The sequence below is a fragment of the Cognatundibacterium jejuense genome (genome assembly GCF_014284255.1).
Lineage (GTDB): Bacteria > Pseudomonadota > Gammaproteobacteria > Burkholderiales > Burkholderiaceae_D > Undibacterium > Undibacterium jejuense.
Genome location: NZ_JACOFV010000002.1, coordinates 61,099 through 76,631 on the forward strand (window position 1 = coordinate 61,099; position 15,533 = coordinate 76,631).

Consider the following 15,533-nt stretch of genomic DNA (forward strand, 5'->3'; position numbering starts at 1 on the left):
TCGCACTGTCGCACTGTCGCTTTAATCGTGCTCCTAAGAATTTGCAGGCAACTCAAAAGAAACTGTAAATATCAGTCCTGTCCCTACTTGAGCATCAGATAATGTAATGACTGCCTTATGCATGTCCGCCACATTTTTGACGATTGCCAGTCCAAGGCCGCTACCTGATTCGCCACTACCTTCACAGCGATAAAAACGGTCAAAAATGCGCTCGCGATCGCCTGTCGGAATACCCATTCCATTGTCGCTAACTGCGAGAAATATTTTATTATTTTCTTTTTTTACAATGACATCGATACGGCCATTTTTTGCGGTGTAACGTATCGCGTTATCAACGATATTTCCTAACATCACACGTAAGGAATCGATATTCCCGTAAATATATAAATTTTCTTCGGCAACATCGACCCCAAGGTCAATATTTTTATTTTCAGCCAGCAAAGAAAAATCTCCAACCACTTGTCTGGCTAACTTTGGCACAGAAACTTTCTGCTCGATTTTTTGTTCATCCATATCACTCTGACGTGCAAGTATCAATAATTGCTGAACCAAATGCGTGGCGCGATTCAGACGTTCATGGAGTTTTTTGATTCCGGTTTTGCGTTCTTCATCATCGCTTGTACGCTCAACTAATTGCAACTGTAATTTCAAAGCTGCCAAAGGTGTTCGCAATTCATGAGCAGCATCGGCGACAAACATTTTTTGCAGCTGAATCGAGCTATCCACCCTTAAAAATAGCGCGTTGATCGCCGTTACGATCGGCATCATTTCCGGCGTATAACCATGCGTATCTAACGGTTGCAGTGCATCCGCAGAACGTTCTCCTAATGCTGTTGCGAGTCGTGTCAACGGTTGCAAACTACGCCCAACGACAAACCAGATTAGTGAAGCAAGAGTCGGAATCAAAATTAAAAATGGAATCAGCGAGCGCAACGCCAAACTGAACTCAATATTCTCCCGATCAAGTATCAGTTGACCTACCTGTACCACTTGATGATTATTTTCTTCACTGTAAACGCGCCAGGCTTTATCACCAGCCATGACTTCAAAAAATCCTGTGTTGCTATACAACGGTAAGTTTTTTGCAGGGTTAGACGTAAACACCATGACACGATCTTTATTCCAAACCTGAACAACGATTTTTTTACCTGGATGCTTATCTGCCGTTTCACTTTGCTGCAATGTCATATTCGCAGGAAATGAACGCACAATTTGCTTCAACTGGTAGTCGAAGAGTTCATTGGTTTCGTGCCTTACTTTGAGATAACTACCAATACAAACTGCGATAATCGTTATCACCATGCCGGACATTAATCCGATTAATAGTTGCTGGCGTATGGTTCTCATTTCTCGATTTCATTTATCAATTTATAACCAACACCGCGAACATTTTTAATAAAATCGGCACCCAATTTTTTTCTTAGCATGTGGATATACACTTCAATCGTATTACTTTCGATATCTTCATCCCATCCATAAATTTTTTCTTCTAATTTTGCTTTTGAAATGACTTTTCCCGGCATCTCTATCAAGGCCAACATCAGATTAAATTCATTTAACGATAAATGTATTTCTTCGCCATGAAAAAATACTTCATGCGTCGAAACGTTCAGCGTCAGACCACAATGATTTAATGACGGGTCTTGAGCGATATGACAGCGCCGTAGCAAAGCACGAATGCGAGCATATAATTCATCGAGATCAAAAGGTTTAACCAGATAGTCATCCGCCCCGGTATCTAGGCCTTTGATTCTGTCGAAAGTTGCATCTCTTGCGGTAATAATTAAGATGGCGGCAGTGCCTTTACTTTGACGATATTTTCGAAGTACTTCTAAGCCTTGCATCTTCGGCAGTCCAAGATCAAGCAATACAATATGATAATCACTCGCAATTAAAGCAGCGTCCGCGGCAAGCCCGTCTTTGACCCAGTCAACCTGATATTTTTCTTTCTGCAAGCCCTCCACCAGGCTCTCGCCTATCATCAAGTCATCCTCAATCAACAGTAATTTCATGTACTTCCATTCATTCTTTTAGAGACAGATATCTTTTTTACGCAGAAAAAAATAAAAACCGAAGATCGCCATCTTCGCAGAGTTCACTTCAATTACAAAATAATTTCTTTATAGAAATTTTTCTTCGCAATATTTAAAGCCCTTAAAAAATAATTAAAGAATGCTTAAAAAATTTCGCACACGAATTGAGGCATATTTTTTTCTCTCGAAAATTAAATTTAGCTTAATCAAAGCCAAATACAACAAGAAGTTTTGATATTTTCGAATGTCTTTTTCTTGTAACAAATCTTTCTTAGGATGCGAGCCATCATAAGAAAAACAAAATTAATTAGAAAAATTAAATTCATCATTTTTAAATAAATTTGAATTCGATCAAACGCGAGTTACCGAGTTGATGATGAAAAATTTTTAATTTGATGAAGGAAATTTTTAAGCCAAATAATTTTTTGCTTCACAACTATTTATTTGATGTTGCGGTTTTTAAATCTTCACTTATTTCAACCTAGGATTATTTATGTCTAAAGCAATTCCGTTTCCTAAGCGCTATTTAAGCCATGCGTTATCTGTTTCATTGTTATCTATCGCTGCTCCGCATGTTGTGTTTGCTCAAGAGTCAGTGAATCTCGGTGCAGTAGGTGCGCAAACAGGCGCTGGTCAGATCGTTGAAGTGACTGCTAAACGTGATTCAGTTGCTGCGGTAGCGCCAACGCAAGCGAATTTGACTGCGACGCAACCACAATCTGTGATTTCACGTGCCTATATTGAACAATCTGTCGCGCCAACGGGCAACTTCAACACGATCGCAGGCATCTCACCAGGTGCATCAACACAGCCATCCTCAAATGGCCCTGGCGCAGCGGATACCAAAACTGTATTGCGCGGGTTTCAGGATTCTCAATACAACGTCACTTGGGATGGCATTCCATTTGGCGATACGAATGATCCAACCCATCACTCAACAGCTTATTTCCCAGCGGCGGTGATTGGCGGTGTAGTAGTAGAGCGTGGTCCTGGCAACGCAAGTTACCTGGGGCAGGCAACATATGGCGGCAGCATCAATTTATTCTCCAAAACGCCAGCTGCCAAAATGGGAACGGAAGTTTATTTTTCGCATGGTACCTGGAATACGAATTTGTTCGGCGTCGCTTTTGAAAGCGGTAAGTTTGGTGCAAATGACTCGACCTTGCAATTGAACGTACAACAAATCAAGAGTGATGGCTATCTGACTTACAACACCATGGACGGCACGAATTTTGTCGCAAAGTACCAGCAAAAATTGGGCAGCAACACACGCCTTACTGTATTTGCCACTTATAACGACATCAAAACACAATTGCCCGATTCAGCTTCTGGCGCGACGCTCGCGCAAGCAGCCTTGTTTGGTAAAAATTACAGTTTGAATAATGACCCAACCAGCCAAGGTTATTATGCATATAACACTGTTCACAAGACAACGGATTTTGAATATCTCAGATTACAAACGAACTGGGGCGATGGCTTTCAAACAGACAACAATCTGTATACCTATTTTTACGATAACAAAACGATCTCGGGATTTGATGCAACGGGTTACTTAGGTAATGGCGTCATCGCAGCAGGGGCTGGTACAAACGGCAGTTCTTATGCCGGTGCAAAGGTGCCAACGGGAGGTGTTTTAGGCTATGACAAATTAAATCACTATCGTGTCAACGGTGATATTTTCAAAGCGACTAAAGAATTTTCTGCTGGTTTGCTTCGTACTGGTATCTGGCTGGAGCAGTCGGATACATCACGCCATCAGTATGGTTTAGATTTAACAACCATGACTTTACTTGATCCTACTTTGGCTGGTAAGGGTACTAAATTTAATCAAGACTCCAGCTGGAAGCAATACCAGCCTTTCGTGGAATTCGAATGGGTTGCAACTGAAAATACCACAGTGACGCCTGGATTTAAATATACGCACTTTACTCGTAGCGTTAATGCCGTCAAGAATCAAGGTTCTAGCGTCGCAGCCAATTTTTCAGAAACGTTTACAGCAAGTTTGCCGTTCTTGACCGTGAATCATATGCTCAGCAAAAATGATTCGCTGTACGCTCAGTATGCCAAAGGTATGCAAGTGCCAATTTTGGGAACTGCTCTCCAAGTAGCTAGCCCGACAAATACGCCGGATCCTCAAACTACCACCAACTATCAATTTGGTGGTGTCCATAAATCTGATCGTTTCCAGATTGCGGGTGATATTTACTATATCGACTTTAACAATCAAATTGGTTCAAGTGTCGTTGCAGGACAAACCGTCTTCTTTAATCAAGGCGGCACGGTGTACAAAGGTATTGAAGCTGAAGGAACATATCTTGTTGATGGCGGCTGGGCGATTTATGCAAACTACTCTTTAAATAGCGCTAAATTTAAAAACGGTAACACCGCAGGCACTGGCTCAATCGCTAAAGCACCAAAATCAACTGCTGCTTTGGGTCTGTTGTTTAATCAAGGCCCTTGGAATGCGTCACTGATCTATAAACAAGTCGGCGATCAATACGCAGTCAATAATGAACCTGCAGCGTATAAGATTGATGCCTATGGCAATGCAGACTTGAATGTGTCTTATACCTTTGGCGATATTGGAACGATGGTCAAAAAACTGAAATTGCAAGTGAGTGCCTACAACATCACTAATAGCCAAAAAGTGACGTCCATTTCTACTGGCGCAACAGCAGCGTTAGATCAATATCAATGGCAAGCACCTCGCAGCTACATGCTTTCACTCAAAGGCTACTTTTAACTGAAAGTTGAAATCTGGCGTAGTACTATCAAGGTAGTACTTTCAATGTAGTACGGCACTACGCCAGAATGTTGTTCTACCCTTTATGACAATACATGGTATTGCAGCTTATAGCAGCGCAACATAGTCTGTCCAAGTCGTTGAGCCACAGCTACTCATCGATATTTCACTTTCAGAAAGCACCAGAGAAGTTCATGGCTCTGGTGCTTTTTTATCACTTTTCGCTACAAGCGCTGGCAAATATAAGCGTATTATGAAATTTCTGAGGATGGTAATCGAAGCTTAGTAATCTCAGTTAATCAATTAATATCAATTAATACTAATAGATGCCAATTCAGCGTTTTTCCTATTCTTTTTTGAGAATCGAGGTTTCTTAATGAATGATCGTTACGACCACAAAACAATTGCTTTGCATTGGCTTACAGCAATTTTAATTATTGGTTTATGGTGCGTAGGGCAAAGCATCGATTGGTTCCCCAGTGGAACACCTCGCGTCTGGGTTCGGAGCTTGCATATTTTGTTTGGCAGCGTTCTCGCCTTGGTATTTGCATACCGACTCTGGTGGCGCATCAGTGCCGGCACAAAACTTCCACCCTCCTCAGTGGGTTGGCAGCAAACGTTGGCAAAATCGATACACCATTTCTTATATCTGTTAATCGCCGCAACCGTATTATTGGGGCTTTTTAACACCTGGGTACGAGGTGACAATGTATTTGATTTGTTCAGACTGCCTTCGTTCGCTCCTGGCGATAAGGCGTTCAGGCATCAGGTTGAAGACATTCATGCATTGGCTGCCAACATCTTACTGGGAATCGCAGCATTGCACGCAGCTGCCGCGTTGGTACATCACTTTCTTTTTAAAGATGCGGTACTCAAGAGAATGCTAATGGGTGGCACAGAAAAATAAGCCCAGACGATAAAACGATCCGATCGCAACTAAATCCTTCTGAATTAATGCAATTTTAATTCTATTTATTGCGATCCGGTTTAGCCTCAAAGCCTTGGCACTTGTCACCCGAAGCTTCAACAACATCAAGAATTGGTTGTCGCTTACTTTTAATTTGAAAAACTCTGCATCCATACATGAAATGAACATCATGTGTAATGTAGTAGTTCATGCATTGTAAGCAAGTTGGTGCTTGAATTTTTTTTGGGGCTTGCATCTGCTTTTAATATTTACGCCTCTGCAAAAAAGTGTTTTACATCCTTCTTTTTGCAAAGAATTTCTATTTAATTTTTCAAATTTAAATAATTATGAGTTTAAAAAAACAAGTCATCGCTTCTGCAATCTTGTCAGGCGCTGCACTAACAGCAACTAGTGCAGTGGGTGCAAATGACATGCCATCGTGGATTCAAAATTGGACCCTCGGAACACCAAGCCATTGGGATTATATTGACATTGATGTGCTTCGTCATCGCCTATTTTTAAGTCGTGGTGACCACGTACAAGTTCTGGATCTTCCGTCTGGCAAGACAACAGGTGAAATCCCAAATACGAATGGCGTGCATGGTATCGCGTTTGCTCAGGATTTAAAACTTGGTTTTACCAGCAATGGCAAAGCTAATACGGTGACAGTGTTTGATCTCGATACACTCGCAGTTAAACAAGAAATCAAGGTCAGCGGCACGAATCCTGATGCCATTTTATATGATCAACAATCACACCAACTTTATACTTTTAACGGAAAAAGTGCCAACGTTACCGTGATTGATGCAAACAGCTTGCAAGTCGTCGCTACTATCGCAACGACCGGCAAACCAGAATTTGCAGTTAATAATGCCGGGAAAATTTTCTTCAATGTAGAAGATAAAGCTGAACTACATGTTATCGATATTGCAAGTAATAAATTAATCGCCAAATGGCCGCTACCACATTGTGAAGAGCCAACTGGTCTGGCAATGGATGTTAAGAACGCCAGGTTATTTTCTGTATGCCAAAACAATACGATGGTTGTAACGGATGCATCAACAGGCAAACAAGTAGCCAGCGTAGCGATTGGCGGTCATCCTGACGCAGCGGTCTATGATGCCGACCTGGCAACCATCTATTCCTCCAATGGCGAAGGAAATTTATCGGTAATTAAACAAATCGATGCCAATAATTACGCACCAGCAACAAACATCAAAACGTTTAAAGGCGCAAGAACCATGGCAATGGATATAGCTACCAAAACCATTTATTTGCCAGCGATCATCGACAAGCAATTTGCAGTTATGAGCTACGGAAATAAATAGACATTTCCGGTAATCAAAAACAAACCCGCTAGAAAATCGGCGGGTTTATCTTTCAAACACTCATTGAAAGACGGTGAAAATACGATGAAATTCTTAGAAACTCGCTGAATGGCTATAAATCGTCCATCAAGTTGAAGTCGTTAATGTTGCGAATAGAGCCGAGGTGAATTCATTGGTGTCCGCTGGCAAACCAACCTCTTCATAGGCTGCTGCTACGCCTTGCATCAACGCTTCTGCCTTTAAAATAATATCCAGATGTTGCGGGATTGTCGGTGCACCGTCAGCACATTGTTGTGCATCGATAGAATGGCCCTTCCTGCACACCGCGGGACGGTTCTCATAAATCATGCATTGCTGGTCTTCCAACAGCACACAAGGTGGTCGCTGAAACGGTTCAGTGGCGGCCAATCTTTGCTTCTCAGCCAAGCCAACCCGCATATGTTCAACAATATGAGCAAATTCAGCGACGGGTAATTGCTTCAATTGATGCGCAATATAATCAATTTCAGGTTGTTTAGCCTCTACTCTGACATGGCAACAAAAACTACATCCAGCGCGGCAGGCAATTTCTTTCCCTGCCATATTTAATTGCGCAAATAAGTCATCTATGCCGTGCTGTATTTGCGGCACAATACGCATGATGTTCGCCGGATACGGCTTCTCAGCTAACTGCCGGACGGCAACGCGACGTACTGATTGTATTGCGGCCAAAAATTCAGCCTGTTCATCCGGCGTAAGCATATTTATTCTTTCGAAATACAACAATAGTTTAAAACGCGCCGATCTACATTTCTTTCTTGCTTGAAGAAACTGGTACTGTCATTACATCCTCCGGAGTGAACAATGGTTTCACGTCGCGTTTGCCGCGCTGCAAATAAGGAATTGGCGCATTCATCCAATCTGGCCGTGACTGGTTCAGTAAGAAGTGATCAAAATATTCATCCAGATGAACTGTGTAGTGTTTGATATTTTCACGGTCTTTCAAACCATGCTTCTCGCCGTTGTAGTTAAACCAATACGCTTCTTTACCGAGTCTACGCATCGCCGTAAAAAACTCAATTGCCTGATACCACGGCACGGCATCATCACCATCGTTGTGTTTGGTCAGATACGGTGTCTGAATTTTATCGATGTGGAAAATTGCTGAGTTCTCTATGTACTCATTGGTTTTACTCCAGGGTGTTCCACCGATACGGCTTTGTCCTGTTTCATATTGGAAAGCACGCGACACGCCCTTACCCCAACGAATACCTCCATAACCACTGACCATATCTCCAACAGCAGCACCCGCCTCCGCTGCACGGAACATATTGGTCTGGGTCAGCATATAGTTGATCTGATAGGCGCCCCAGCTATGACCCTGAATACCAATACGCTTCGCATCTACGTAGCCCAGACCGACTACTTTATTGATTGCCGGAATCACAGCATTCATCGCGCTCTTACCGGGGTGACCAGTCTGATAGACAATGTCAGGACGCAGCACCACATAGCCATTACTGACATACCGCGTGACATTGATATTCTGGCTTGGCGCAGGCGGCACGTAGCGATACAGGTTGTCAGTCATTTTTTCGTAGATGTAGACCATCAACGGGTATTTTTTAGCTGGGTCAAAATTTTCAGGCTTTGCCAACAGTGCCTTGAGTTTCTTTCCATCCTTGGTTGTGTATTCGATCAGTTCCTGGGTACCCCAGTTGTACTTGACCTGCTGTGGATTGGCCGCACTGATTTTTTCAGGATGTTGAAATTGCAGATTGCTGTGCCACAAATCGGGGAACTCAGTAAAACTTTGCTGAGTAAATAAAATGTCGTCGGCTTGCTTTGCTTTGATTACTGAGCCTAGCATTTTATTTTGTAGCATCAATTGTTGTGGTGTCCCGCCATGCGGATCTTGTTGGAAAAATCCGCTTGAACGGTTTTGTTCATGCGTTGCGCTAAGTACCCAGCTGTGAGATGGCAATGCTTTACGCTCTGCGCTGAGGGTGACTTCCTCTGATTTTTCTAGTGTATCTTCACCCAATGGCACATAACGTAATTCAAGTTGATGGCGACGACCATACCCATTGCTCAGATTTTTATGCTCCAGGGTTTGTGGATTAATTTCCCACAAATCATACTGATCATAGATAACGACCGTTTGATCATTACTAGTCCAGCCAGCAACACCGTACGCTGATCTTGGCTCTGGTGTATCGTGTTCGTGGTCTTCGAAATTGACTTTGATTTTTTTGGTAAGCTCGATTGCCTTGGCGTCCAATGTATTCCACGCCAACCATTGACTGCTCGCAGCATCAAACGCCAGCACGTATTTACCGGCCGGCGACAAGCTGGCAGAAAAACGCAATTTCTTCGCCAGCAAGCTGGATACACCGGTTTTCAAATCGATCGCATAGGCGTCCTCGAAATTGCCATCCCAGGAAGACAGCATCTTGTATGGCACGTCACTCGTTCCCAAAGCAAATTCTGCATTGTCATTGAATGCTATGCTTGGAATCAATGGTGTCGCCAGTTGCACAAAGCGTTGGTCGGCAAGATGAATAACTGCTTTGAAATGCTTATTTTTATCTTTTTCGGCATTTACTTTTTGTACCGATTGCAGCTCTGGATCTTGCCAGTGCCAGAGATCAACTTTGACCAATTCTTCATCGTCTTTCGTTTCTGGTTTAGGCAAAACAGCGGTAGAAAAGAATAGACGTTGACCATCCTTGCTAAAATTTAATGAGCCAAATTCGCTTACACCCCACGATGCGGGCATACCTTTGGTCTCAGCGCTTGCTAAGAGTTGTGCCGCATCCTGACCGGGATTCCAAGAAAAAAGTTGATAGATTGGCGCTTCTTTATCGAGATTTTGATTCGCATCTTTTTCAGTATTCTTCTCTTTAGACTGATCGCTCTTCTTTTCGTCAGTTGAGACTTTTTCAGATGTTTTTTTGACAGCCAATAACTTCTCATTCTGCAACTTTTTTTCTTTTATTTTTGCGATCTCATCACGATTGCTGACGAACGCCAACATGGTTCCAGCATCATTGAATTTCAGTTGCTTATAACTACCTGCTCCACTCAGAATCGTTTGTGCCTGAGCATTTTGAGGATGAAAAATGTGTATACCGTCAGGCAAAATTTCTTTTATTGGCACTGGCTTGGCATTCACATCTTTCAATGGCTTCCGCACACTAAAAGCGAGAAAGCTTCCGTTCTTTGCCCAAGTGAAATTCATCACGCCATCAAAGTACTTTCGCTCATTTTTTTGAACGTCAATAAAAATAAGCTCAGCTGGCAAGGCTTTTTTCTTAGAATCAGAACCACCTGCTTCTTCATCATACGCATCTTCAATGTCAGCTTTTTTATTGGAGCCAATTTCTTTTTTTTCTTCTTTTTTTGGTTCCAACAAGGCAACTAAAAAATTCCCACCCTCTTCTGGCCATGCGAACTGTTTGACAGTGTCGATCGCTTCCATATTTCCATTGGAGAGGTCTACGATGCCAAGACCAGCCTTAGGCAAATCCTCGCCCTTCTTTTTTTCTTTCTTCGCTTTGTCGAGCTCTGCCTGCGTTGGCCGGATGGAAAATGCTACATATTTGCCATCCGCACTGAAGGCTGGCGCTATGCCACGTGGGAAGCGCCATTCTTTTCCGTCTTTCAAATTTTTGAAAATGATCTCACCATCAGCCTCTTGCGCCACCATGGCATACGCTGCCCAGTTTCCGTCACGACTCAAGACCGTGTTTGCGATGCTGCGCCAATTGGCGTAAGCGTGATGCGAAATCACCTTTTTGTCGGCAACCAGGGGAGTAGCAGATTTATTTACTGAAATCGCACTGGCTGTTGTGTCATCGATCACAGACGGTGTCGCATAAGCTGCATTACTTAACAAAACTGTCAATAAAACTGCGCTGGCGCACAAAGGGCACACATGCCCCCTTTGCTTGGAAAATGGGGATTTGGGATACATGAATAATATTTAAATTAAAGATCAGAAAAATAAAGAGATCAAAGGACTAAAAACTCCCAATTACGTTTGTACCTGCAAGGTTTTAATGACGCGAATTTCATTGCGTTCACCGGCGCCGGAACTCAGATTTTTCCATTCTTTTTTCAAGACGACTAAACGATCACCAACCAGACCATAAACGAGATTTTCATCTTCTTTCACGTCGAAGCTAACGACCACGAAAGCACGACCCGATGCCACTTCGCTACTGCGACTCGCTAATGGCGTGCCATCGCTATCTATCCATACATCGAGTTTGCTTTCATATTTTTTTATATACTTACGGTCTTTTTCACTCAGATGTTCGACTGGAATATCAAAGCTCAACAAACGCGCTGGCTTGTTATTGAAGGTATCGTTTTTTTCGCTTTTAAAGACAGCAGTTTCAAGACGACTAGATAAACCTGCCGCGGCAGAAAGTAAGGCGCGCAGTTCTGTTGAATTAAATTCTTTCAAAGCTTTTGACAAGGCCATTTTTGCTTTAGGGTCTTTTTGCTTTGCCTGCTCTTCAGCTTGCAATCGGGAGAGCAAATCCTTGCTATATAGTATTTGCATGCCCCGCGCACCATCTTCGACGCTGACACTGACGACAGATTGCATTTCCTCAGCATCCTTACCTTCGCCCTGACGGTTCCATGATTTTGCCTCCAATATCGCTTTGAGGCTTGCATTGCCCTGTAACTTTGCCAACGCCGATTTTAAGTCTGTAACACCGTCGGCATGAGCGTTACCACACATCAGACTTAACGCACTCAAACCAAATAAACTCACTGCGATTAAACGCTTTTCAAAAATCCACATAACTCATCCATTCTGATAACAGGCTAATTTTACAAACTTGCTGTGCCACTCTGTACAAAATCTCAAGAAAAAATCAAATTTCGCGTCAAGATCACAGCTTATTATTTTTCAAATCCAACCATCGTTGATAGGTCAACAACGCGACTTGTGCATCGTTGGCTGCATACAAAATTTGTTTTTCGCTCAGAGAATTTAAGGCCCAATTTGAAGTTGAGGTCTTTTTTGATTTGGACAATTGCATCCCAAAAAATTTCGCAACCGCTGCCTTTGCCCCCATATCCCGCTGCTTGCTCTCGCGCATTACTTTGGCAAGGTCAAGCACATTCGCAGTGATAATGGCTAACTTACTTTTCAATTGTTTGACATCGTCGTTCAAACCGTAGCCCACCTTTAAGATGTTTGGTGCCTCGAGCAATGATTTGACTACATCAACATTCATTGGTTGCACGACCGGAAATAAAAAAGCTTTGGTTTCGCTCGCAAGCTGGATTAAATGCGGCCCATCGTTACGTTGACCTTTCTGAAATACTGGTTTAGTTTCAGTATCAAAGCCAATTACTTTCAACTCGGAGAGGTGGGCATAAGCGTATGCAGCATCGTCGTCAGTTCGTACCAGACAAATATCTGCCAGAGCAATTCCGGGATAAGGTGGAAGTGCGGAAGCGAGTGGGGAAGGAAGTGGGTTTTCTAAATCGACAGTCATGCTAAGATTTTCGGCGAATTCAATGATTGCTGGTGCAAGCAAAAGACTATTCATGAATTCGATTGATCCGTGGGGATAAATAAATGGGGATGAGATAGCTTACAGGAAACTGGCCCAAGCGCAACTTGCTGGTGTTAATCCTCCTCACCATAAGATGTCCTCGGCACATGCAGTCCGTCTATCTTGCGCCTTCGCTTCGTATCCAGGCTTTGCAGCTCTATCATCAAGGCTTGCCCATCAGCCAGAGCGACCGCCATTTTTTCTTGTCCTTCATGCTGAAAATGATATATGGTCGCACTTCCAACCGCAGATGATTTTTCGAGATGAGCAGAAACCAGCAATTGAGATAACTCGCTGACCGGAGCGATACGCCATGACATTTTACTCATTTGGACTTTGCCTGTTTGCCATTCAGATAGTGTTCAAAAGCGATGGTATCCATAGGCTTGGCAAAGAAGTATCCTTGCACCTGACTGCACCGCATCTCTTTTAAGGCTTTTATTTGTTCATTTTTTTCCACGCCCTCTGCCACGACATTTAAACCGAGGCTTAATCCCATTGCAATAATTGCGCTCGCAATGGCGGCATCATCAGGGTTAGTGTGAATATCATTGATAAACGATTTGTCGATTTTTAATTCATCGATCGGGAACCGACGCAAATAAGACAAACTGGAATAGCCGGTGCCAAAGTCATCTAATGAAATCGACAGACCTAAATTTTTGAGGGAACGCAAGGCACCCAGCGTGCTATTTACGTCCTGCATCACCATACTTTCCGTCAATTCTAAGGTGAGTTTGTGCGGATTAGCGCCAGCCTCTTGGATGATCATGGCAACACGTTCTGCGAGGTCTTCCTGACGGAATTGGCGCGATGACATATTGATCGCGATGTGCAAATCAAATCCGTCCTTTTTTTGCCACAAAACTTGTTGTCGGCATGCCTGCGCCAGCACCCATTCACCCAGAGGTAAAATCAATCCGGTTTCTTCGGCTAAAGGAATAAATTCTATAGGATGAATCAAACCAATTTGCGGATGATGCCAACGTACCAAAGCCTCAGCGCCAATTACCTTCTGTGTCAGCAAATCAATTTTGGGTTGATAATGCAAAGCAAACTCACCACGCTCCAACCCGCGTCGCATCGCACTTTCCATATTCAGACGGCTTATCGCGGTGAGTCCCATTTCCGGAATAAATTGGCGTACGCTGTTGCGACCATGCTCTTTCACCCGGTACATCGCAATATCAGCGTTACGCAAAAGAATTTCGCCGTGATCACCATCGCGTGGGTAGACGGAAACACCGATACTTGCGGTAACAACCACATCATGTCCATTAATCAAAATCGGACGCGAAAGAGACATCAGAATTTTTTCAGCGATCAGATCGACATCACCACTTTCCTGCAAATCGGTCAGTACAATCACAAACTCATCACCGCCTAGCCTTGCTACCGTATCGGTATCACGTACGCATTGGTTCAGACGCTGTGCTACTTGCTTTAACATCTCATCACCTGCACCGTGACCGGAAGCATCATTGATCAACTTAAAATGATCCAGGTCGAGCAGCATCAAGCCTACATGCAATTCCTGCCGTTTAGCCCAGGCAATTGCCTGGGTAATTCTGTCATTCAAAAGATTGCGGTTAGCCAGACCGGTAAGACTGTCATGGGTGGCCTGATATTCGAGTTCTTTTTGGTAATTAACGCGCTCACTGACATCGTTAATCACACTGACAAAATGGGTCGTGACCGCACCGCGCGCATCCTTGACGGGTGAGATGTGTAACTCGTTCCAAAATTGTGTTCCGTCTTTGCGGTAATTGCGTAACAACGCACGACCCTCACGTTTTTCACGCAAGGCAGAACGTATCTCTTCGAGATCAGGCTGCGCAAGATCGTCACGCACCAGAAAACGTCCTTCCAGTCCGATGACTTCTTGAGCCCTATAACCTGTGATACGCTCAAATGCAGGGTTGACGTACACAATCGAATGATCAGTTTCATCACTGCGGGTAATCATGATGCCATTGCTGCTTGATACCAAGGCCTGCTCGCGTAACAGTAAGGCCTGCTCTACATCTTTGAGCTGATCTTGCCTGCCCGTAATGTCCTGGCGCACTGCAATCAGATGCGTGACTTTGCCCTGATCATCGCTTAAGGGGCTGACGACCTGGCGTTCCCAATAGTGACGCCCATCTTTGCTGATACTCAGTACCTCCCCGTGCCAATGCTCGCCAGGTTGCAAAGCAATAAACGCCGTCATATGCTCGACATCTAAGCGCGCATCACCGCTATTCCAAAGCACGCAATGTCCCGCCAATTCCCCCAGTTCAAACCCTGAGTGACGGATAAAGCTGGCGTTACAATATTCAAGCTCGCCAACTGCATTCGTAATCAAAATGGAGAATGGACTTTGCTTCACAAGTAAAGCCAACAACTCCAGATTGTCTTGCAAATTATGGTGTTCGTGTGTGGTCAGAAGGGCGATGATCGCTTCGCTTAATTCTTTTACAAAACGATCAAGGATCAAACGTGATTCGCTACCTTCTTCCAGATCAAAGTCCGCGCTCAATAAGAGCCTGGCATAGGCCGCTTGCGGGTTATGCTGATGAAGATGCAGACTCAAACTCAAATACTCCAAGTTAGCATCACCGCCTCGCCCATTACTTGCATGATAAGAATCGGCTTGATCGCCGGATTCAAAAACAATTTCGACGCTGGAATAACCGGCACGTTCAACCAAGATGCGGCAAAAGCCTTGTAGCATTCCAGGCAAATCGGTTGGATACCAAAGGCAATGGGTCAGTTCGCCAAGCAAGCGGTACCATTGCTCCATTTTTTGTGATTCGGCATCCAAAGAATCTACCGGCATGCTTGTACTCATCTGCTGCGCCTCTCCTCTTGTCTAAGATTGCGATTAACCTCTGAGACGATTTTTATACCTTGTATAAAATATTAACGCAATAGAAACATTAGGCCAAAATAGCAAAATGACAAACAAAGATGTTGCGCATCGCA

The 15,533-nt window shown here is 43.6% G+C and carries 11 protein-coding genes; 3 read left to right on the plus strand and 8 right to left on the minus strand.

Annotated features, from left to right (window positions below):
• Positions 1–33: 33 nt before the first annotated feature.
• Positions 34–1,347, minus strand: a complete 1,314-nt coding sequence (locus H8K32_RS02700) for an ATP-binding protein (protein ID WP_186910945.1) — start codon at positions 1,345–1,347, stop codon at positions 34–36.
• On the minus strand, positions 1,344–2,012 hold the full coding sequence (locus H8K32_RS02705) for a response regulator (protein ID WP_186910946.1): 669 nt from the start codon (positions 2,010–2,012) through the stop codon (positions 1,344–1,346). Before H8K32_RS02705 ends, H8K32_RS02700 begins: the two co-directional genes overlap by 4 nt.
• 514 nt (positions 2,013–2,526) lie before the next feature.
• On the opposite strand from H8K32_RS02705, the gene H8K32_RS02710 reads away from it, so the two are divergent.
• The 3 genes from H8K32_RS02710 to H8K32_RS02720 all read left to right on the plus strand — a co-directional run bounded on the left by H8K32_RS02710 (position 2,527) and on the right by H8K32_RS02720 (position 7,011).
• Positions 2,527–4,776, plus strand: a complete 2,250-nt coding sequence (locus H8K32_RS02710) for a TonB-dependent receptor (protein ID WP_186910947.1) — start codon at positions 2,527–2,529, stop codon at positions 4,774–4,776.
• 376 nt (positions 4,777–5,152) lie between these two features.
• Positions 5,153–5,683, plus strand: coding sequence for a cytochrome b (locus tag H8K32_RS02715; RefSeq protein ID WP_186910948.1), 531 nt, complete (start codon positions 5,153–5,155; stop codon positions 5,681–5,683).
• 347 nt (positions 5,684–6,030) lie between these two features.
• Entirely contained in the window at positions 6,031–7,011 is a 981-nt protein-coding gene (locus H8K32_RS02720) for a beta-propeller fold lactonase family protein (protein WP_186910949.1), read from the plus strand.
• A gap of 126 nt (positions 7,012–7,137) precedes the next feature.
• Here H8K32_RS02720 and H8K32_RS02725 read toward each other — a convergent pair whose 3' ends face one another.
• The 6 genes from H8K32_RS02725 to H8K32_RS02750 all read right to left on the minus strand — a co-directional run bounded on the left by H8K32_RS02725 (position 7,138) and on the right by H8K32_RS02750 (position 15,399).
• Entirely contained in the window at positions 7,138–7,752 is a 615-nt protein-coding gene (locus tag H8K32_RS02725) for a YkgJ family cysteine cluster protein (protein WP_186910950.1), read from the minus strand.
• 43 nt (positions 7,753–7,795) lie between these two features.
• Positions 7,796–10,897, minus strand: coding sequence for an alpha/beta hydrolase family protein (locus H8K32_RS02730; protein WP_222612998.1), 3,102 nt, complete (start codon positions 10,895–10,897; stop codon positions 7,796–7,798).
• 129 nt (positions 10,898–11,026) lie between these two features.
• Positions 11,027–11,806: a hypothetical protein gene (locus H8K32_RS02735; protein ID WP_186910952.1), complete on the minus strand. Its 780-nt coding sequence runs from the start codon at positions 11,804–11,806 to the stop codon at positions 11,027–11,029.
• A 91-nt stretch (positions 11,807–11,897) separates the two neighbouring features.
• Positions 11,898–12,563, minus strand: coding sequence for a 3'-5' exonuclease (locus tag H8K32_RS02740; RefSeq protein WP_246447092.1), 666 nt, complete (start codon positions 12,561–12,563; stop codon positions 11,898–11,900).
• Between the two features lie 80 nt (positions 12,564–12,643).
• Positions 12,644–12,898: a hypothetical protein gene (locus tag H8K32_RS02745; protein WP_186910954.1), complete on the minus strand. Its 255-nt coding sequence runs from the start codon at positions 12,896–12,898 to the stop codon at positions 12,644–12,646.
• Positions 12,895–15,399 carry a putative bifunctional diguanylate cyclase/phosphodiesterase gene (locus H8K32_RS02750; protein ID WP_186910955.1) on the minus strand — a complete coding sequence of 835 codons (2,505 nt, stop codon included), beginning with the start codon at positions 15,397–15,399 and terminating at the stop codon, positions 12,895–12,897. Before H8K32_RS02750 ends, H8K32_RS02745 begins: the two co-directional genes overlap by 4 nt.
• Between the last annotated feature and the right edge of the window lie 134 nt (positions 15,400–15,533).